The 19,327-nt window shown below is 59.2% G+C and carries 16 protein-coding genes; 6 read left to right on the forward strand and 10 right to left on the reverse strand.

Annotated features, from left to right (window positions below; genetic code table 11):
• Positions 1-5: 5 nt before the first annotated feature.
• The 4 genes from B5F12_RS07910 to B5F12_RS07925 all read right to left on the reverse strand — a co-directional run bounded on the left by B5F12_RS07910 (position 6) and on the right by B5F12_RS07925 (position 4,786).
• Positions 6-1,046, reverse strand: a complete 1,041-nt coding sequence (locus B5F12_RS07910) for a sugar ABC transporter permease YjfF (protein ID WP_087232877.1) — start codon at positions 1,044-1,046, stop codon at positions 6-8.
• A complete protein-coding gene (locus B5F12_RS07915) occupies positions 1,043-2,116 on the reverse strand; it encodes an ABC transporter permease (RefSeq protein ID WP_087232880.1) in 1,074 nt (357 codons plus the stop codon). The genes B5F12_RS07910 and B5F12_RS07915 overlap by 4 nt, the downstream gene beginning before the upstream one ends.
• Entirely contained in the window at positions 2,113-3,591 is a 1,479-nt protein-coding gene (locus B5F12_RS07920; protein ID WP_343219395.1) for a sugar ABC transporter ATP-binding protein, read from the reverse strand. The genes B5F12_RS07915 and B5F12_RS07920 overlap by 4 nt, the downstream gene beginning before the upstream one ends.
• Before the next feature lie 139 nt (positions 3,592-3,730).
• The gene (locus B5F12_RS07925) at positions 3,731-4,786 is read right to left on the reverse strand and encodes an ABC transporter substrate-binding protein (RefSeq protein WP_087232886.1); all 1,056 of its coding nucleotides are present in this window, start codon (positions 4,784-4,786) and stop codon (positions 3,731-3,733) included.
• A gap of 557 nt (positions 4,787-5,343) precedes the next feature.
• On the opposite strand from B5F12_RS07925, the gene B5F12_RS07930 reads away from it, so the two are divergent.
• The gene (locus B5F12_RS07930; protein WP_242954923.1) at positions 5,344-6,405 is read left to right on the forward strand and encodes a GntR family transcriptional regulator; all 1,062 of its coding nucleotides are present in this window, start codon (positions 5,344-5,346) and stop codon (positions 6,403-6,405) included.
• Between the two features lie 197 nt (positions 6,406-6,602).
• On the opposite strand, the gene B5F12_RS07935 is transcribed toward B5F12_RS07930, so the two are convergent.
• The 5 genes from B5F12_RS07935 to gpr all read right to left on the reverse strand — a co-directional run bounded on the left by B5F12_RS07935 (position 6,603) and on the right by gpr (position 10,831).
• Positions 6,603-7,475 carry a DegV family protein gene (locus B5F12_RS07935; RefSeq protein ID WP_087232889.1) on the reverse strand — a complete coding sequence of 291 codons (873 nt, stop codon included), beginning with the start codon at positions 7,473-7,475 and terminating at the stop codon, positions 6,603-6,605.
• A gap of 23 nt (positions 7,476-7,498) precedes the next feature.
• Entirely contained in the window at positions 7,499-8,038 is a 540-nt protein-coding gene (locus B5F12_RS07940) for a DUF1836 domain-containing protein (protein WP_087232892.1), read from the reverse strand.
• Positions 8,039-8,123: 85 nt separating this feature from the next.
• A complete protein-coding gene (locus B5F12_RS07945) occupies positions 8,124-8,573 on the reverse strand; it encodes a hypothetical protein (RefSeq protein ID WP_087232895.1) in 450 nt (149 codons plus the stop codon).
• A 59-nt stretch (positions 8,574-8,632) separates the two neighbouring features.
• Positions 8,633-9,481 carry a YihY/virulence factor BrkB family protein gene (locus tag B5F12_RS07950; RefSeq protein WP_204221511.1) on the reverse strand — a complete coding sequence of 283 codons (849 nt, stop codon included), beginning with the start codon at positions 9,479-9,481 and terminating at the stop codon, positions 8,633-8,635.
• A gap of 495 nt (positions 9,482-9,976) precedes the next feature.
• Positions 9,977-10,831, reverse strand: a complete 855-nt coding sequence (gene gpr / locus B5F12_RS07955; RefSeq protein ID WP_087232898.1) for a GPR endopeptidase — start codon at positions 10,829-10,831, stop codon at positions 9,977-9,979.
• Positions 10,832-11,016: 185 nt separating this feature from the next.
• Between gpr and rpsT the strand changes: the two genes are divergently transcribed.
• Both rpsT and B5F12_RS07965 read left to right on the forward strand, forming a co-directional pair.
• Complete coding sequence (gene rpsT / locus B5F12_RS07960; protein WP_087232901.1) at positions 11,017-11,280, forward strand: 30S ribosomal protein S20; 264 nt, start codon at positions 11,017-11,019, stop codon at positions 11,278-11,280.
• 89 nt (positions 11,281-11,369) lie between these two features.
• Positions 11,370-12,401, forward strand: a complete 1,032-nt coding sequence (locus tag B5F12_RS07965) for an aminotransferase class I/II-fold pyridoxal phosphate-dependent enzyme (protein WP_087232904.1) — start codon at positions 11,370-11,372, stop codon at positions 12,399-12,401.
• Between the two features lie 125 nt (positions 12,402-12,526).
• Here the strand turns inward: B5F12_RS07965 and pta are convergent, their stop codons facing one another.
• Positions 12,527-13,501 (reverse strand): phosphate acetyltransferase, encoded by a 975-nt coding sequence (gene pta / locus B5F12_RS07970; RefSeq protein ID WP_087232907.1) that lies wholly within the window; start codon positions 13,499-13,501, stop codon positions 12,527-12,529.
• Between the two features lie 318 nt (positions 13,502-13,819).
• On the opposite strand from pta, the gene B5F12_RS07975 reads away from it, so the two are divergent.
• The 3 genes from B5F12_RS07975 (at position 13,820) to rny (ending at position 18,396) form a co-directional block, all read left to right on the forward strand.
• Positions 13,820-14,524, forward strand: coding sequence for a helix-turn-helix transcriptional regulator (locus B5F12_RS07975; RefSeq protein WP_206020599.1), 705 nt, complete (start codon positions 13,820-13,822; stop codon positions 14,522-14,524).
• Positions 14,525-14,585: 61 nt separating this feature from the next.
• The gene (lepA, locus tag B5F12_RS07980) at positions 14,586-16,394 is read left to right on the forward strand and encodes a translation elongation factor 4 (protein ID WP_087232910.1); all 1,809 of its coding nucleotides are present in this window, start codon (positions 14,586-14,588) and stop codon (positions 16,392-16,394) included.
• A 442-nt stretch (positions 16,395-16,836) separates the two neighbouring features.
• Positions 16,837-18,396: a ribonuclease Y gene (gene rny, locus B5F12_RS07985; protein ID WP_087232913.1), complete on the forward strand. Its 1,560-nt coding sequence runs from the start codon at positions 16,837-16,839 to the stop codon at positions 18,394-18,396.
• Positions 18,397-19,327: the final 931 nt, after the last annotated feature.

Here is a 19,327-nt window from a genome sequence, read left to right on the forward strand (position 1 = left end):
CAAACTTATTTCTTGCGGTTTTTCAGCAGGGCAAACACACTCTGCAGCACGATGAAGAAGCACAGCAAGGCAGCGGTGAGAATGTTGGGCCAGGAGCTGGCCAGCTTACCGTTGAACTGCACGATGCTGGCGATGGTACCGTTGATGAGCACGCCGAACAGGGTGCCGATGACGTTACCAACACCACCGGTCAGCAGCGTACCACCGATAACCGCGGAGGCGATGGCGTCCATCTCCAAGCCGGTGGCCTGGTTGACGCTGGCGCTGGTGGTATTGAGGAAGTAGCAAATGCCGCCGATGGAGCACAGCAGAGAGCAGAGCACATAGGCCATCATCTTGGTCCGCTTCACGTTCAGACCCATCATGGCAGCGGACTGCTCATTGCCGCCTACCGCGTACAGGGAGCGGCCAAACTTGGTGTAACGCAGCATCAGGAACACCAGGATCAGCACCACCACAGCGATGATAACACCCACGCCGAAGTAGGGCATAATCATCTTTCCAGCCCGGTTGATGGTGCCGCCGAAGGGCAGGTAGATGCGGAAGGTAGCCAGATCATAGAAGGCACCGCTGGTGATGGACAGCTGGGCGGTGGAGATGACAGCCACCATGCCGCGGGCGAAGAACATACCAGCCATGGTGACGATGAAGGGCTGAATCTGCAGGTATCCGATGAAGAAGCCCTGCACCAGGCCAAAGACCAGGCCCAGCACCAGCACCAGAATCACAGCCACAGGAGCGCTCATGTTCATCTCGGTCATGCCATAGGCCAGAATCATACAGTCCAGAGCCACCAGAGAGCCCACCGAGATGTCAATGCCGCCGGTGAGCATGACGCAGGTCATGCCGCTGGCCACACAGATCAGGCCGGCGCTGCTGCGCAGCACGTTGAGGAAGGTCTGAACGGTGAGGAATCCTCTGCTGGCATAGGCCACGCAGCCGCCAGCATAGAGCACAAAGAACAAAATAATGGTGATCATCAGCAACATGGTGTTGCTGTTCATCTCTTTGACGCTTTTCAAGGCATTGGCAGGTTTCTTGCTCATACCTTGGCCACCTCCTTCTTGGCAGCGGCCTTAGCGGCACTGCGCTTGTTGAACCAGGCCTTCACAGGGGGTGCCTGGATGGCCACGATAATAATTACCACAACAGCCTTGAACACAGGGGTGACCTCGGTGGACACGCCCAGGTTGTACATCGTGGTGGTAATGGCCTGAATGGTATAGGCACCGATGATGGAGCCAGCCAGGTTAAACTTACCGCCGCTCAGGGCGTTGCCGCCCAGAGCCACGGCCAGGATGGCGTCCAGCTCCATGTTCAAGCCGATGTTGTTGGAGTCTGCACTGGTGATTCGGGAGGAAGCCACCAGGCCAGCGATGGCAGCGCACAGGCCGCACACCAGGTAGCACAGGAAGATGATGCGCTTGGAGTTCAGGCCGGCGATGCGGCTGGCCCGCTTGTTGATACCCACCGACTGGATGTACAGACCCAGGGCCGTGTACTTCAGCAGCAGGGTGGTAATGAGCACGCATACGATCACCACGATGAGGGGGGTGGGAATGCCGAACAGGTAGCCACCCAGCACGCCGTACTCAGGCACACGCACATACACAATCAGGTTGTTGCACAGCAGCAGGCCGATGGCACGGGCCGCCGACCAGAGAATCAGCGTGGCCACCATGGGCTGAATGCCCAAGTAGGACACCAGAGCGCCGTTGAAGGCACCGCACAGGCAGCCCATCAGGATGGCACCGGCAAAGCCCAGAGCCAGAGAGGCGGGGGTGACGGAATCCACAGAGGAAACGCCGAATCCGGCAATGAGCATACAGCAGAAGGAGGCGCACAGGCTCATCACCGAGCCCACGGAAATATCCGTACCGGCGGAGGCGGAGACCACCAACGTCATACCGATGGCCAGAATGGCAACCTCACTGCCACGGTTGAGGATGTTTACCAGACGGCCCTGGAAAATGCCGTTGGTCATGGAAATCTTGAAAAAGTTATAAAATACATCGCCGTTTGCCACATCGTACACGATGTTTACGGCCAGCACCAGCAGCACGCACACGATTGGAAGGAACAGCTGCTGGCGGGAAAATTTCTTGAGAGTTGTCATTCGTCAAAACCTCCTGCAATGGCACTCATAACCCGCTCCTGGGTCAGTTCGCCCTCCAGCTCGCCCACCTTGGCACCGTCACGGAGCACCGCCATGCGGTTACAGGTACGCAGCATCTCTTCGATCTCAGAGGAGATAAACATAATGCTCTTGCCCTCTTGGGCCAGGTGGATGATGAGCTTTTGAATCTCGGTCTTGGTGCCCACGTCGATACCACGGGTGGGCTCGTCCAGAATGAGGAAATCCGGGTCGGTGGCCAGCCAGCGGCCCAAAATCACCTTCTGCTGGTTGCCGCCGGACAGCTGCTTGATGGGAGTCTCCCGAGAGGCGGTCTTAATCTGGAGCATCTTGATGTAGTGGTCGGCCATTTTGTCCTGCTGTGCCCGGGGAATCAGGTGGAACATACCACGCTTGGCCTGAAGGGCCAAGATGATGTTCTCACGCACAGACAGGTCGCCGATGATACCCTCAGCCTTGCGGTCGTCGGGCAGCAAGCCCATGCCCATCTGCATGGCATCAATGGGCTGGTTGATCTTGGCCTCTTTGCCCGCCACCTTCAAGGTACCGGTCTGGGCCTTGTCCGCGCCGTAGATCACACGGGCCAGCTCGGAACGGCCGGAACCCAGCAGGCCGGTCAGGCCAATCACCTCTCCCTTGCGCAGGTTCAAATCGAAGGGCTTGATGGTACCCTTGTGACTCAGCCCCTGTGCCTCAATCTGCATGGGAGCGTCCTTGAGGGTATCAAATCCTTCCGGCTTAATGCTGGCCAAATCATCGAAATCTTTACCCATCATGGCAGCCACCAGCTTGACCCGGGGCAGCTCGTCCACAGGGTACTCACCCACAAAGGTACCGTTGCGCAGCACGGTAATCCGGTCACACACGGCGTATACCTGCTCCAGGAAGTGAGTGACGAAGACGATGCTCACGCCATTTTGCTTGAGCTGGTTCATCATAACAAAGAGCTTGTCCACTTCCACGTCGTCCAGAGAAGAGGTGGGCTCGTCCAAAATCAAAACCTTACAATCCATATCCACCGCACGGGCGATGGCGATCATCTGCTGGATGGCCAGGGAGTAGTTCTCCAGGTTCTGGTACACATCCACGTCAATTTCCAGACGCTTGACCAGTTCCTCGGCCTTCCGGTACATCTTCTTGCGGTCAATGGTACCGATGAAAGTCTTGGGCTCACGGCCAATGTACAGGTTCTCGGCCACGCTGAGGTTGGGGCACAGGTTGACCTCCTGATACACGGTGGAGATGCCCACCTTCTGGGCATCCAAAGTAGAGTGGTTCTTCACCGGCCCGTCAATGCCGTCAATGCGGATCTCTCCGGCCTCAAAATCGTTGATGCCGGTCAGGCACTTGATGAGGGTGGATTTTCCTGCACCGTTTTCTCCCATCAGGGCGTGGATCTCACCCTTACGCAGGGTCAAGTCCACCCCGTCCAGCGCCTTAACGCCGGGAAAGGTCATGGTGATGCCTCGGGCAGTGAGTACGATATTACCTTCCAAAGTGGTTCACCTCACAGAGTTTTGGGTTGAAAAGAGGACCCCGGGAAGTGCCGGGGTCCCCCTGGATGTTTATTTTCTATGGAGTTTTTCCGGAAAATCCTTAGTAGGGACGAGCGTCCAAGACTTCCTGGGTCACGTGGACCATCTCCTGCTCCTCACCGTTGACGGTGATGGTCTTGATGTTGTCCTCAGCGGCGAACCAAGACTCGGTGACGTACACTTCCTTCTCAGGAGTCTCGTTGTTCTCCAGCTGCTTGATGATCTCATCCACCATGGGTGCGGCCATGGGGTTGCACTCGAAGTTGGCGTTGATCTTGCCGTCCATAACCAGCTGGACATAGGGCTTGTTGGCATCGAAGGAAACCAGAATCACATCGCCGTCCACGCCGTAGCTGACGCCAGCGGCATCCATGGCGGTCATGGCACCGGCAGCCTCGTTATCGTTCTGGCAGATCACCACGTTGAACTGGCCCTTGTAGCTCTGGCAGTAGGACTCCATGACCTCCTGGCCGCCAGCCTCGGTGAAGTCACCGCTCTGAGAATCCAGAATGGTCCAGCCCTCACGGTCGGCGATCTCCTTGAAGCCATCGGTACGGCCGATGGTGGCGGAAGCACCGGTGGAGCCCTCGATCACCAGGGCATTGATCTCCTCAATCCCCTTATCGGCAGCGAATGCCTTCAGCCACTCGCCGCAGGCCAGGCCCTCAACCTTGAAGTCAGAGCCAACCCAGGCGGTGTACTTGTCGGAGTCGGTGATGGTACGGTCGATGATGATGACGGGAATGCCAGCGTCCTCACACTCGGTGAGCACTGCGTCCCAGCCGGTATCCACGATGGGGTCAATGATGATGTAGTCCATGCCCTGCTGGATAAAGTTACGCACAGCATCCAGCTGAACAGCGGAGTCGTTGTCGCAGTCCACAAAGGACAGCTCGTAGCCGTTCTCCTCGGAGAACACGTCCTGAGCGGACTTGGTGGAAGCGGTGCGCCAGTCGGACTCGTGTCCCACCTGAGCGAAGCCCACCTGAATCGGCCCATCGTCAGAGCCGTCGCCAGCGGGAGTATTGGAGTTTGCGGTGCCTCCGTTGCCGCCGCAAGCTGCCAGGGAGAACGCCATGGCCAGGGACAAGGACAGTGCAAGTAATTTCTTCTTCATTGTAGTGACCTCCGTTCAAATATTTCGCTTGTTCCACCGGGGCAGATGTTTTGTTCCGCTGCCGTTCGGTGCTTTGTGATTTCAGTATACCAACAAAATCTCAAATGTCAAGTAAATGTACGAACAACTATTCATTTCTAGGTTTACAACAATACAAATTTGTGAAAACATTCTGAGAAATTGGTGATAACCACGAGAAAGACTCCCAATCGGTTCCAGTTTTTCCGAAACGCCTGGAATATTTAATCAATATACGCAAAAAGCGCTCTTCCAGAAAACGGGCATTGTGCACAAATCCCACCAAAACACCCCGGTGGATTTTTTCAAAATCCATCGAGCCGCGAATTCTTTTGCCGGATTCTGGGCTTTTATTTTCTGAATTTGACTGGTGGTATTGGAATATTGCCGAGACTTGTTTTGAAAAGGTACATACCATTTCGCAAAATTTAAAACAAATATCCCGAACATGTGTTGCACCGTACGTACAAATATGGTATACTTTCGATCACAAATCCAACGGACCAATCCCAGAGAACTACGAGAGAGGGGGGGACATTGTGCGCCCCAAATATCAAACGGTCGCAGACACCCTGCGCCGGGAAATCCAGTCTGGACAATACGATGAAACCATGCTTCTGCCCACCGAGCAGGCTCTGTGCGGCCAGTTCCAGGTCAGCCGCCAGACCGTGCGGCAGGCGCTGAGCCTGCTGGCCTCCGAGGGACTCATTGAGCGCCGTCAGGGCAGCGGCTCCCATCTGGCCAAGCGGGACAAGGGTGGCCGCCGCACCGTGGCCGTTATCACCACTTACATTAGTAATTATATCTTCCCCAGCATTCTGCGGGAGATTGAGACGGTGCTGGCCGCCAACAACTGCGCCCTCACCCTGTACGCCACCCAGAACCTGGTGGCCAACGAGCGGAAGATCCTCACCTCCCTGCTGGACGAGCACGTGCCCGACGGCATTCTGGTGGAGGGCATCAAGACGGGTCTGCCCAACCCCAACCTGGATTTGTATCAGGAGATTACGGCCCGGGGCATTCCCATGGTGTTCCTCCACGGCTACTACCGGGAGATGCCCGACTGCCTGTCGGTGCTGGACGACAACTACCGGGGCGGGCGGATGCTGGTGGAGTACCTCTATAATAAGGGACACCGGGCCATTATGGGCCTGTTCAAAAACGACGACATCCAGGGCTTGCAGCGGTATTCCGGCTACCTGGAAGGGCTGCGGGACCTGGGGCTGCCCCTGGACCAGCAGCACGTGTTCTGGTACAACACCGAGACCAAGACCGACCTGCTGCAAGAGGACGAGCCCTGGGAGCAGGTGCTCAAGACCCTGGAGGGGTGCACGGCGGCGGTGTGCTACAACGACGAGGTGGCCTCCCGCCTGGTGAGCATCCTGGTCCAGCGGGGCAAACGGGTGCCCCAGGACGTGGCGGTGGTGAGCTTCGACAACAGCGCCTACAGCCAGCTGGCCCCCGTGCCCATCACCTCCCTGTCCCACGGCACCTACAACGTGGGCCAGATGGCCGCCCAGCTGCTGGTGGATTTGTTCCACGGCAAGAAGGGGGAGTCCATGGTGGCGCCCTGGGAACTGGTGGAGCGGCAGAGCAGCTAAACGGCTGCCAAAAAGCAGCCGTTTAGCTGCTAGTGAATAAGTAATAGTGAATAGTGAAGAAGTATGGTGTGCTGCTTTGAGCAGCACCGATTTCAAAGCAAAAAACCGGCGCATATGCGCCGGTTTTTCTTTTGAGTCGTGCCGCCCAAGCGGCACTCCTTCATTCTTCATTTTTCACTATTCATTCTTCATTGCCCTTACCGGTGCTTGCCCATGAAGAACAGGGCCACGCAGCCGGGTCCGGTGTGGGCGCCGATGACGGGCCCGATATCGTTGAGGATGATCTCCTTGGTGCCATACTTCTGCTTGATCTGGTCGGCCACAAACTGGGCGTCCGCTTCACAGTCGCTGTGGCTGATGAACATGGTCTGATTGGCCACGTCCTCCCCCAGCTGGCCCACCTTGTCCACCAGAGCCTGCAGGGACGCCTTGCGGCCCCGGGCCTTGGCCACGCTGATGAGGTGGCCCTCGTTGTCCACGTGGAGCACCGGCTTAATTTGCAGCATGGTGCCCACCACGGCGGTGGCGGCAGACACCCGCCCGCCCCGCTTGAGGAAGAACAGGTCGTCCACGGTGAACCAGTGGCACTGGCGCAGCTTGTTGTCCTCCACCCACTGGGCCACCTCGTCCAGGCGCTTCCCCGCCTGGCGCAGCTGGGCGGCCTGGTACACCAGCATACCCTGGCCCAGAGAGGCGCACAGGGTGTCGATGACCCGGATGGTGCGGTCCGGGTACTGCTCGGCCAGGTCCTGGGCGGAGATGGTGTAGGAGTTAAAGGAGGTAGACAGGCCGGAGGAGAAGCTCAAAATCAGAATGTCCTTGCCCTCCTCCAGGAAGGGGGTGAGGAAATCCGTCACCTGTCCCACGTTGATGGCGTTGGTGGTGGCCATCTCCCCCCCTCGCAGGCGGTCATAGAAGGCCTTGGGGCTCATCTCCCGGTTGTCGGGGTAGTTGTAGTAGGTCTTCTCCCCAAAGAGGAAGGCCAAGGGCACGGTATGTAATTCCAGCTCCTCCACCAGGTGGGCGGGCAGGTCGCAGGACGAATCGGTGACAATGACGTAGTTTGACATGAGATAATTCCTCCTTTATGTGGTTACTTCTTTTTCCCGCCCTTCAACAGGTCGGAACACCCCGACTTCTGGGCCATGATCTCCAGCAATCGCCGACACACCAGCCCGTGGGCGTAACTCTGCAAGGCGTAGGTGAGCACCATACCGGGCAGCTTCTCCTCCGCTGCCTCTTCGTTGAGCTGTCCGGCGGCCTGGTCCAGAGCCTGGTCCAGCACCCGGCAAAAATAGTCGTACTGCTCCTGGCTGGTGCCCACATTCTTTCCAATGGCCACCAGGGTGCGCATCTCCCGCACGCTGAGCACCTGCTTGAGGTCGCTGATGGCGGTGAGATAGGCCAAATGCTCCTTGCCGTACTTCTTGCCGTTGGCCCGGGCCAGCAGACCGTCCTTGATGTAGTTGTTGATCATGGCGGAGGTCAGACCGTCCCCCTCCTCAAAACACACCATCTGACGGGTGAGGTAGGACACCACCTGGTCCATATAGAGGGGAATGTCCGGCAGGCGGTCCCAGCTGTCCGGCCGTTGGGATGTGATATTTTCTTTTAATTCTACCAGTTCTTCCATGGCAGTATCAGCTCCAATCTTATGCCGAAAATTATATCATATGATTTTGGAGACGTAAAGCCCGGAAGAAAAAATGCTCCCCCTCTCAGGGCAGCAGACCCAACAGCAGCGCCGTCCCCACCTGGGCCAAAAAAGGCAGCGGGGCGGGGCCGGAATAGGGGAGCACCAGCTCCTGACGTTCCACAATGCCGCCCCCCAGGTGTGGAAATTCCCGCTGCACCGCCACGGCGGCGGAGTGGGCGGTGAGGCTGGACAGGGTGAGGGTGTTGCAGCTGGCACAGCCGTAGCTGACCCAGATGGGGGGCGGGGCGGAGCACTGGGGCGGTGCCACGTCCCCGGGCACCAGGGCGGCCCGGCATCGGGGCAGACACACCGCCCGGGGCCCGTGGGGGGCCACCACCAGCAGGTCCAGAGGGGTATTCCAGGTGGGATGGGGGGCGCAGCAGGCCCGAACGAGGCAGCCTGCCCCCTCTGCCAGCTCCACCAGCAGGGGGCTCACCGGCTCCTCCGGCTCCCACACGCCCACTTGCCACATGTCCGCCACCTCCCGGATGATCTGCCCTTAGAATGGCTGTTTGGGGGAAAATTATACCCTTATCTGTGTTTTCTCTGGTGAATGACGTAGTTGATGAGGCTGCCCACAATGAGGATGTTGCCGCACAGGTACAGCCACACCAACAGGATGATCACCGAGGTCAAAGACCCGTACACCAGGGAGTACCGGGTGGAGTGTTCCATAAAGGCGGAGAAAATCATGGAGGCCACGGTCAGCGCCACCGCCGCCACCAACGCACCGGGAATCACCGGGGGCCGGGGGTGGCCCAATGGGGCAGAAAACCGGTACAGCAGCAGGATAAACAAAAACACCAGTGCAATGAGCATCAGATACTTGGACCACTGCCAGGTGTCCACCTTGGCCACCAGGTCCTCCAGTTTCAGCAGCTGTCCCACCACGCGGAAAAACCAGTTTCCGGTGACCACCACGGTGATGGACAGGTAGATGGTAATGAGCAGCAGCACGGAAAAGATGAGACTGGCAATGAGCTGAAAAATCCCCTGGAAGGTGGCTCTGCCGTAAATTTCGTGCATGATGTTCATCAATCCCCGCACGGCAGCGGAGGCAAACAGGGCGGACATAAACACGCCCGCCACCAGCATGGCGTCGGACTGGTGGGTGTCCAGATAGTGCAAATAATCCTGGAAAATGGCCAAAACCTCCTGGGGCAGCACGTAGCTGGCCTCCTCCAGCAGCGCGGACATCTCCAGGTTGAGCTTGGAGACGAAGGCAGAGACGCAGATGAGAATGGGGAAAAAGGTCAGAAGCAGAAAATAGGCCAGTTCGGCGGCGGAGCGGCTGACCCGGTGGACAAAATACAGCTCCACCACGTCTGCCACAAATCCCACGGGCGGAACCTGCCGAGCATTCTCCCACAGGCGTTTCACGGCAAGTCACCTCCTTTTGTACCGAAAAAACTACTTCTCAGTATAACACAAGATGAAAAGGCAGGACAACGGGAATTTTGTCCCAGAGGCTGTCTTGCTCTGGGGAAGGCGGCCGCTCGTCCGGGCTAGAGAGGAGCGGGCTTGCTCTTCTCCGATTTCTCAGGCGGAAACCAGCGCCCCCACCGGGGACGCTCCGCTGGGCCCAATTTCTCCCCGATGAGAAATTGGGGAAAGAATCGCTTAGGGCGTTCCCCCCTAAGGACCTCCCTGGGGTACGAGGCTGTCCCTGCGTCAAGTCTAGGTTCGGCCCGTCACCCTTTGTTGTGGCCCCTGTTTGTGCCACCACACCAGGCTACCCTGGGCAGCTGGCCCTATGGCTGGGTGGTTTCCACCTCCGGGCCTACCCTGCCCCAGCGGCGTTCCCGCCGCCGGTCATCACCACCGCACCATAGGTCCTGCATTTTTCATTATTCATTATTCATTCTTCATTCATCATTATTCTACGAGCATATTCAATTCCTCCACGCTCAGAGACGGATTCAAAGCCAAACTCACCGCATACCCCAGCACCCGGGACAAATCTGCCACCCGGCTGTCCACCTCCCGAGGGGTGACAAACAGTTCCCGCCCCGGTGTCTCCTCTGGAGCACGCTCTCCCAGCAGGTCCTGGATGAGGGTGGCTCCGTCCACCACCGTGGGCACCCCCAGACTCAGCACCGGCACCCCCAAGGTGTCCCGGCTGAGGGCGTAGCGGTGATTTCCCACCCCGGAACCGGGGACGATGCCCACATCGGACAGCTGCACCGTGCGGCACAGCCGCTCCACCGACCGGGAGGCCAGGGCATCCACGGCGATGACACAGCTGGGGTGGAGCTTGTCCACCACCGCCTGGACCAGCACCCCGCTCTCCACCCCCGTGGTGCCCAGCACCCCGGCGGCCAGGGCCGCCACCGCTCGCAGGTGGGAAAACTGGGGCAGGGCCTCCACCAGGTGCCGGGTCACCAGGGTGAAATCCACCGCCCTTGGCCCCACCAGGTCCGGAGTCATGGCCCGATTGCCCAGCCCCACCACCAGGGCCAGCCCCTCAGCTGGAAGCATGGGGGTCAACAGCCCGGCGATGGCCTCCACCGCCCGGGAAAACCCCGCCTCTTCCCTTCTCAGCAGCCCGTCCAGCTCCACCGTCACATAGGTGCCTATCGGCTTGCCCAGCACCTGGGCCGCCTTTGGCGTGCGCACCTGCACCACGTGGGCCTCGTACCCATGGCAGGTCTCGTCCCGGCACTCCACCCCCTCCACATCCCGGTGGAGCTGGTGGGCCTCCAGGGCCAAATCCGTGCGAATGCCTGTCATACCCTCTCTCCTTCCACTACATGTTGTGCAAAATGGGAACATGTCTCCCTATTTTTTGCCCTGGAAAAAAATTTTATACAAATAGTAAATTAAGTGTTGCTTTTTTCGGAGTTTCATGCTAGAATACATATCTGCGACGGGAAACTGCGCAAAAACATAAAATCACATCGGAGGAGGTGTTTGGTTTGCCCAATATCAAGTCTGCCAAAAAGCGTGTTCTGGTGAATGCTACCAAGGCGGCTCAGAACAAGGCTCAGAAGTCCGCGCTGAAGACCGACCTGAAGAAGTTTGAGGCCGCGGTGGCCGAAGGCAACCGCAGCGAGGCCGATGCCGCTTATAAGGTGGCCGTTAAGGCCGTGGATCAGGCTGCTGCCAAGGGTCTGCTGCACAAGAACAATGCCGCTCACAAAAAGAGCGCCATGACTGTGAAGCTCAACAAGCTGGCCTGAGCAAGTGGCGTCTGATCGCTGAAACCAAAGCACAAAAAGCCGTCTGCTATGCAGACGGCTTTTATGTTTCTCAAAAGGAGTGTCTTGCCGTGATTCGATGGGAATGTGACTACGCCGAGGGGTGCCACCCCGCCCTTCTGGACGCCCTGACCCGCACCAACATGGAGCAGACCCCCGGCTACGGGGTGGACGCGCACTGTGACCGGGCCCGGGGGCTCATCCGGGACTTGTGCCAGGCCCCGGAGGCCACGGTGGAGTTTTTGGTGGGGGGCACCCAGACCAACACCACCGTCATCGCCGCCGCTCTGCGGCCCCACCAGGGGGTGCTGTGCGCCCACACCGGCCACATCAACTGCCACGAGACCGGAGCCATCGAGTCTACCGGCCACAAGGTGCTCCCGCTCCCCTCGGAGGACGGGAAAATCACCGCCCAGCAGGTGCGGGCAGCGGTGGAGGCCCACTGGCAGGATGCCACCCACGAGCATGTGGTGCAGCCGGGCATGGTGTACCTCTCCCACCCCACCGAGCAGGGCACCGTGTACACCGCCCAGGAGCTCACCGCTATCTCCCAGGTGTGCCGGGAGTTTGGCCTCCCCCTCTTTGTGGACGGGGCCCGGCTGGCCTACGGCCTGGCGGCCGAGAAGAGCGTCACCCTCCCCCTGCTCTATGAGCTGTGCGACGTGTTCTACCTGGGCGGCACCAAGGTGGGGGCGCTGTTCGGGGAGGCGGTGGTGATCTCCAACCCCGCCCTGGCCCGGGACTTCCGCTATCTCATCAAGCAGCGGGGCGGGATGCTGGCCAAGGGCCGCCTGCTGGGGGTCCAGTTTGAGACCCTGCTGGAGGACGGCCTCTATTTCCGCCTGGGAGAAAACGGCGTGGAACAGGCCCGCAAGCTGTCCCAGGCCTTCCAGGCCAAGGGCTACCCAATGCGCTACGACTCCCCCACCAATCAGCTTTTCCCCGTTCTGCCCGATGCCCATCTGGCCAAGCTGGCAGACCGCCACGTCTGGTCCTTCTGGGAGAAGGTGGACGCAGACCACACCGCCGTGCGCTTTTGCACCAGCTGGTGCACCACCGATGCGCAGGTGGCACAGTTGGTGGCGGATTTGGAGGAGCTATAAGACAAAAAACGTGCCGCTTTTGCGGCACACCTTACTTCTTCCCTATTCACTATTACCTATTCACTCACCCAGATACAAAAAATCCCCTTGGTGGCGTGCACCAAGGGGATTTTTATGTATCTGGGTTAGGCCAGAGCGGCGGTGATGATGGCCATGGAATAGACCTCCATGGCGTTGCAGCCACGGGACAGGTCGTTGATGGGGGCGTTCAGGCCCAGCAGGATGGGGCCGTAGGCGTCAAAATTCCCAAGGCGCTGCACCATCTTGTAGCCGATGTTGCCGGCGGAGATGTTGGGGAAGATGAAGGTGTTGGCGTAGCCAGCCACGGGGGAGTCGGGGCACTTCAGGCCGCCCACGGCGGGGGACACGGCGGCGTCAAACTGCAGCTCGCCGTCCACGGCGAAGTCGGGGTTGGTGGCCAGCAGCTTCTCGGTGGCGTTGCGCATCTTGTCCACGTCGGGACCCTTGCCGGAGCCCTTGGTGGAGTAGCTCAGCAGAGCCACCTTGGGGTCGATGCCAAACACCCGGGCGCAGTGGGCGCACTCCCGGGCAATCTCCACCAGATCGTCCTCGCTGGGGTCGATGTTGATGGCGCAGTCGCCCATGGCCAGCACCTCGTTGGAGCCGGTGGCGGCAGCCCGCACCATGATAAAGCAGGAGGACACGATCTTGTTGCCGGGCTTGGTCTTAATCAGCTGAAGGGCGGGGCGCACGGTGTCGGCGGTGGAGTAGGTGGCGCCGCCCAGCAGGCAGTCGGCCACGCCCATCTTCACCAGCATGGTGCCGAAGTAGTTGCCCTGGAGCAGCAGCTCCCGGCACTGCTCGGGGGTCATCTTACCCTTGCGCAGCTCCACCATGGCAGCCACCATTTCCTCCATCTTGTCGTACTTGGTGGGGTCCATGATGATAGCGCCGTTGATGTTGAAGCCGGTCTTCTCTGCGGCAGCCTGCACCTCTTGCTCGTTGCCAATCAGAATGGGCTTGAGGAAGGTGGAGGACAGCAGACGGGCAGAGGCCTCCAGAATACGGGCGTCGGTGCCCTCGGTGAAGACGATGGTCTTGGGGCTGGCTTTCAGTTTTTCAATCAATTGACCAAACATGAGTTGGGTTCCCTCCATACAATACAAATTGTGTTCCGAGTCATATCGCCTATTAATGTAGCACCATCCCAGTCAGATTGCAAGGGTCTGGAAAGAGAAATGTAAAGCATTTGCAGGGTTTTGCCCGGATATTCTGACAATCTTTGTTAAAAAAATCTCAAACAATGAAATTTGTCGTCCCACCATCCATATGGTGGAAAAGTACAAAAATACTCTGTGCAATTTTCCTCCTTCCGTGGGAACACATTATTTACATCTTGTAATCACTTGGGTATACTATAAATAATGCGATTGGAGAACGAAAAGAGAGGGTATAACATGATCCATGCTGATTTTGCACGTTCTTTGTCCCTGTTACGGCAGGAAAAGGGAATCTCCCAGCGGCAGGCCGCCGGAGCGCTGGGCATCTCCCAGGCGCTGCTGTCCCACTACGAAAACGGGGTACGGGAGCCGGGACTGGCCTTTGTGGTGCGGGCCTGTGATTTTTACAATGTGTCCGCCGACTTTTTACTGGGCCGTACCCTGAGCCGGGACGGTACCACCATTCTGGACGTGGATACCCTCTTTGACGCCTCCGCCCAACCCGACAATCTACTCAAGGGCTCGGTGATGGCCACCCTGTCCAAAAAGCTGGTGGTGAACTCGGTGGGAGTGCTCTTTGACCTGCTGGGTAAGCTGGACAACAAGAAGGCCATTCGGGCGGCCACCAACTTTTTGTCCACCTCGGTGTATATCCTCTTCCGCCACCTGCGCCGCACCGGCTCAGACAGCGGAGACAGCCTGTTCTCGGTGCCCAAGGAGCAGTTCATGGCCGGTCTGCCCCGGGTGGACCTGATTCTCAACGAGGCGGATTACCTGGAGGCCCTGACCCAGAGCAAGGGCAAGCACAAATTCCCCGACATGTCCCACGACCAGATGATGGACAACTATCCGGGCACCTATCAGTCCCTGCTGCAAATCATCCACGCCTGTGGCGAACGGCTCAACGGCGACATGAAGAGCCACCGAGATCGGGTAAAATAATTCGTTTTGTCAGCACCGCCCACGGGGGCGGCCTGTCATCCCAGGGAGGAGCGATACCAATATGACCAAACAAGATCACATTCGCAATTTTTCCATCATCGCCCACATTGACCACGGCAAATCCACCCTGTCGGACCGCATGATTGAGATCTGCGGCGCGGTGGAGCAGCGGCAGATGGAGTCCCAGCTGCTGGACAACATGGACCTGGAGCGGGAGCGCGGCATCACCATCAAGGCCCGTGCCGTGCGCATGGACTACACCGCCGACAACGGAGAGACCTACTGCCTCAACCTCATTGACACCCCGGGCCACGTGGACTTCAACTACGAGGTCTCCCGCTCTCTGGCCGCCTGTGAAGGTGCGGTGCTGGTGGTGGACGCCGCCCAGGGCGTGGAGGCCCAGACTCTGGCCAACACCTATCTGGCCCTGGACCACGACTTGGAGATTCGCCCGGTGCTCAATAAAATCGACCTGCCCGCCGCCGACCCCCACCGGGTCAAGCAGGAGATTGAGGACATCATCGGCCTGCCCGCCATGGACGCCCCCGAAATCTCCGCCAAGATGGGCCTGAACATCCGGTCCGTGCTGGAGGACATTGTCCACAACGTCCCCGCCCCCACCGGCGACCCCAAGGCCCCGCTGAAGGCCCTCATTTTCGACAGCCAGTATGACCCCTATCTGGGCGTCATCGTGTACTTCCGTGTCATGGAGGGCACCATCCGCCCGGGGATGAAGGTGCGGCTGATGGCCTCCGGGGTGGAGCACACCGTGCTGGAGTGCGGCTACCTGCGTCCCCTGGGGATGGAGGCCGCCAAGGAGCTGTCCGCCGGAGAGGTCGGCTACTTCACCGCCTCCATTAAGAACGTGAAGGATACCCGGGTGGGCGACACCATCACCGAGGCCACCAACCCCACCGCCGAGGCTCTGCCCGGCTACCGCCCGGTGCAGCCCATGGTGTACTGCGGTGTGTACACCGAGGACGGCTCCAAGTACCCCGACCTCCGGGACGCCCTGGACAAGCTGCAGCTCAACGACGCCTCCCTGTCCTTTGAGCCGGAGTCCTCCATCGCCCTGGGCTTTGGCTTCCGCTGCGGCTTTTTGGGCATGCTCCACATGGAGATCATCCAGGAGCGTCTGGAGCGGGAGTTTGATTTGGACCTCATCACCACCCTGCCCTCCGTCATCTACGAGGTCACCAAGACCGACGGCACCGTGGTGCGGGTGGACAACCCCCACAACTACCCCAACCCCGGCACCATCGCCGAGGCCCGGGAGCCCTACGTCAACGTGTCCATCATTGCGCCCCCCGACTATGTGGGCAACATCATGCCCCTGTGCCAGGACCGCCGGGGCGAGTACAAGGACATGCAGTATTTGGACACCAACCTGGTGGAAATCCACTACCTGATGCCCCTCAACGAGATCATCTACGACTTCTTCGACACCCTCAAGGCCCGCACCAAGGGCTACGCCTCCCTGGACTACGAGCTGGCCGACTACCGGCCCTCCGACCTGGTGAAGGTGGACCTGCTCCTCAACGGCGACCAGGTGGACGCCCTGTCCTTCATTGCCCACCGGGACAAGGCCTATAAGCGGGCCCGTCGGATCTGCGAGAAGCTCAAGGAGAACATCCCCCGCCAGATGTTCGAGATTCCCATCCAGGCCGCCATCGGCGGCAAGGTCATCGCCCGTGAGACCATCAAGGCCCTGCGCAAGGACGTGCTGGCCAAGTGCTACGGCGGCGACATCACCCGAAAGAAGAAGCTGCTGGAGAAGCAGAAGGAAGGCAAAAAGAAAATGCGGAGCCTTGGCACGGTCCAAATGCCCTCGGAGGCGTTTATGGCGGTGCTGAAACTGGACGAAGAATAAAAACTGCGCACATTACGCAAATGAAAAATGAATAGTGAATAATTATGGTGTGCCGCATAGCGGCACAGATTATCATTCGAAGCAGAAGCTTGAGGGCCTGCATTCTTCATTATTCATTTATCATTATTCATTGTCCCTTTGTCTCCCCGAGGGGAGACAAAGGGACAGAATTCCTCTTGACAGATTGCACAGTTCCATTTACAATAACAGGAGATAATTTTGGAAAACCGGGCGAGTCATCGCCTGTTTGAGGAATTGCTGCACCCTGTTGGATTCGGGTGCTTTCATATATGTACGTTGGCAAGCTATATGACACTCAAATACTGCGCCCAAATTGGGTGGGCGGTTTTTCGATTATCGCGGTGTGCCCTGCGGGTGCATCGCGTCTTATTTTGGCTTTTTGTTGTAAAAAATCTAAAAACAAGGAGGTGTGGGAACATTCATGAACGTAAACATTGTTGTTGTTGTGATTGCGGTGCTGGTGGCTCTGGTCATTGGCGGAGGCGTTGGCATCGCTGTGGGCTATAACCGGCGCAAGGCCGTGGCCGAGCGTGAGATCGGCTCTGCGGAGGAGGAGGCCCGTCGTGTCATCAACGAGGCCATCAAGAGCGCAGAGAGCAAGAAGCGTGAGGCCACCGTGGAGGCCAAAGAGGAAATCCTCAAGGCCCGCAACGAGTTCGAGCAGGAAGTCAAGGACCGCCGCAATGAACTCCAGCGCCAGGAGAACCGGGTCAACCAGAAAGAGGAAAATCTGGACCGCAAGATGGAGAACCTGGAGCGCAAGGAGGACGTGCTGGCCGCTCGCAGCGCCGAGCTGGACCAGGACCGTGCGGAACTGGACACCATCAAGGAGCGTCAGACCCAGCTGCTGGAGCAGATCTCCGGCCTGACGTGCGAGGAGGCCAAGCGCTACCTCATTGAACAGCTGGAGGAGGAGGTCACCCACGAGGAGGCCCTGAAGATCAAGGAGATTCAGGCCCGCTTCAAGGAGGAGGCCGACACCTACGCCCGGGAGCAGATCGCCCTGGCCATCCAGCGCTGCGCCGCTGACCACGTGGCGGAGGCCACCGTGTCCGTGGTGCCCCTGCCCAACGACGAGATGAAGGGCCGTATCATTGGCCGTGAGGGCCGCAACATCCGTACCCTGGAGACCATGACCGGGGTGGATCTCATCATCGACGACACCCCCGAGGCCATCACCGTGTCCTGCTTCGACCCGGTGCGCCGGGAGATTGCCCGGCTGGCCCTGGAGAAGCTGATTCTGGACGGCCGCATCCACCCCACTCGCATCGAGGAGATGGTGGAGAAGGCCAAGCGCGAGGTGGACGCCACCATCAAGGCCGAGGGCGAGCGCGCCGTGTTCGAGACCAATGTCCACGGCCTGTCCCCCGAGCTGGTGAAGCTGCTGGGCCGCCAGCGCTACCGCACCAGCTACGGCCAGAACGTGCTCAACCACTCCATCGAGGTGGCTCTGCTGGCTGGTCTGCTGGCCGCCGAGATCGGCGCCGACGTCAACCAGGCCAAGCGGGCTGGCCTGCTCCACGACCTGGGCAAGTCCATTGACCACGAGGTGGAGGGCTCCCACGTGCAGATCGGCGTGGAGCTGGCCCGGAAGTACCGGGAGAGCGAGGCCGTCATTCACGCCATCGAGGCCCACCACGGCGACGTGGAGGCCAAGACCATTGTGGCCTGCCTGGTGCAGGCGGCCGACGCCATTTCCGCCGCCCGTCCCGGCGCCCGGAAAGAGAATGTGGAGTACTACATCAAGCGTCTGGAGAAGCTGGAAGAGCTGTCCTCCTCCTTCCCCGGAGTGGACAAGGCTTACGCCATCCAGGCCGGACGCGAGGTGCGGGTGATGATCAAGCCCGAGGAAGTCTCCGAGGACCGCATGGTCATTCTCGCCCGGGAGATCGCCAAGAAGATCGAGGACGAGCTGGAGTACCCCGGCCAGATCAAGGTCAACCTGATCCGGGAGACCAAGGCCATCGAGTACGCCAAATAATAGAGACCCATTTGCCGCCGCAGCGTATCGCTGCGGCGGCTTTTTTGTGTCCTATTATGATAGATTGCCCTCCTCTTTTTTCCGTTCCAGCCCTCCGGCCTGGTGGGGACGCTCCGCTGGGCCCGATTTCTCCCCGATGAGAAATCGGGGAAAGAATCGCCAAAGGCGGGGCCTTCCCCCGCCTTGTGGAATCCACCCCGCGGTACTGGGTGGAAGGTGCGTTCTTCTATGTTCGGCCCTTGGCCCGGTGGGGTCACATAGATGGATTGGGAATCCTACCGGAGATGCCTCCTTCTCTGGCTGAATGTACTTCTAACCCCAGGGCCTTACCCCGGTGAGCCGCTGTTCCCAGCGGTCGGAAGCTTGGCAGCGCAGTTCTTGGAGGGCTTGGCACAAAAAACCCATAAAAATTGCGCATTTCTTGCGTTGCTGGGCGTAGGGGAGGGGCTTGCCCCTCCCGAATTCCCCAGGGCAATTCCAGGGTAGCCACGGGCCGGGCAAGCCACGGCCCCTACCACAGCACCACAGGAAGTGCGGCAAAACTCCCGGCGGTGGGAACGCCGCTTCTCCAGGGTAGGCCCGGAGGTAGAAACCGCCAAGTTATAGGGCCAGCTGCCCAGAGTGGCCTGGTGTGGTGGCACAAACAGGGGCCGCAGCAAGGGTGACGGGCCGAATTTAGACTTGACGCAGGTCCAGCCTCGTACCCCAGGGAGGTCCTTAGGGGGGAACGCCCTAAGTGGCTTTTCGTCCATTTTGGCCAGTCAAAATGGACCCCAGCGGAGCGCGTCTCCCCTCTCCAGGGGAGCAAGGCTGCGCCGCACATACGGGAGAAGTTGGGGGCTGTTGCCCCCAACATATGAAAATTTTACATTCCCTTGATGGGACTTTGATGGAAAGGTATCCTCACCTGTCGTTATACTGTGGAAGCGTC

It is taken from the genome of Pseudoflavonifractor sp. An176, assembly GCF_002160435.1.
In the GTDB taxonomy this organism is placed as follows: Bacteria; Bacillota; Clostridia; order Oscillospirales; family Oscillospiraceae; genus Enterenecus; species Enterenecus faecium.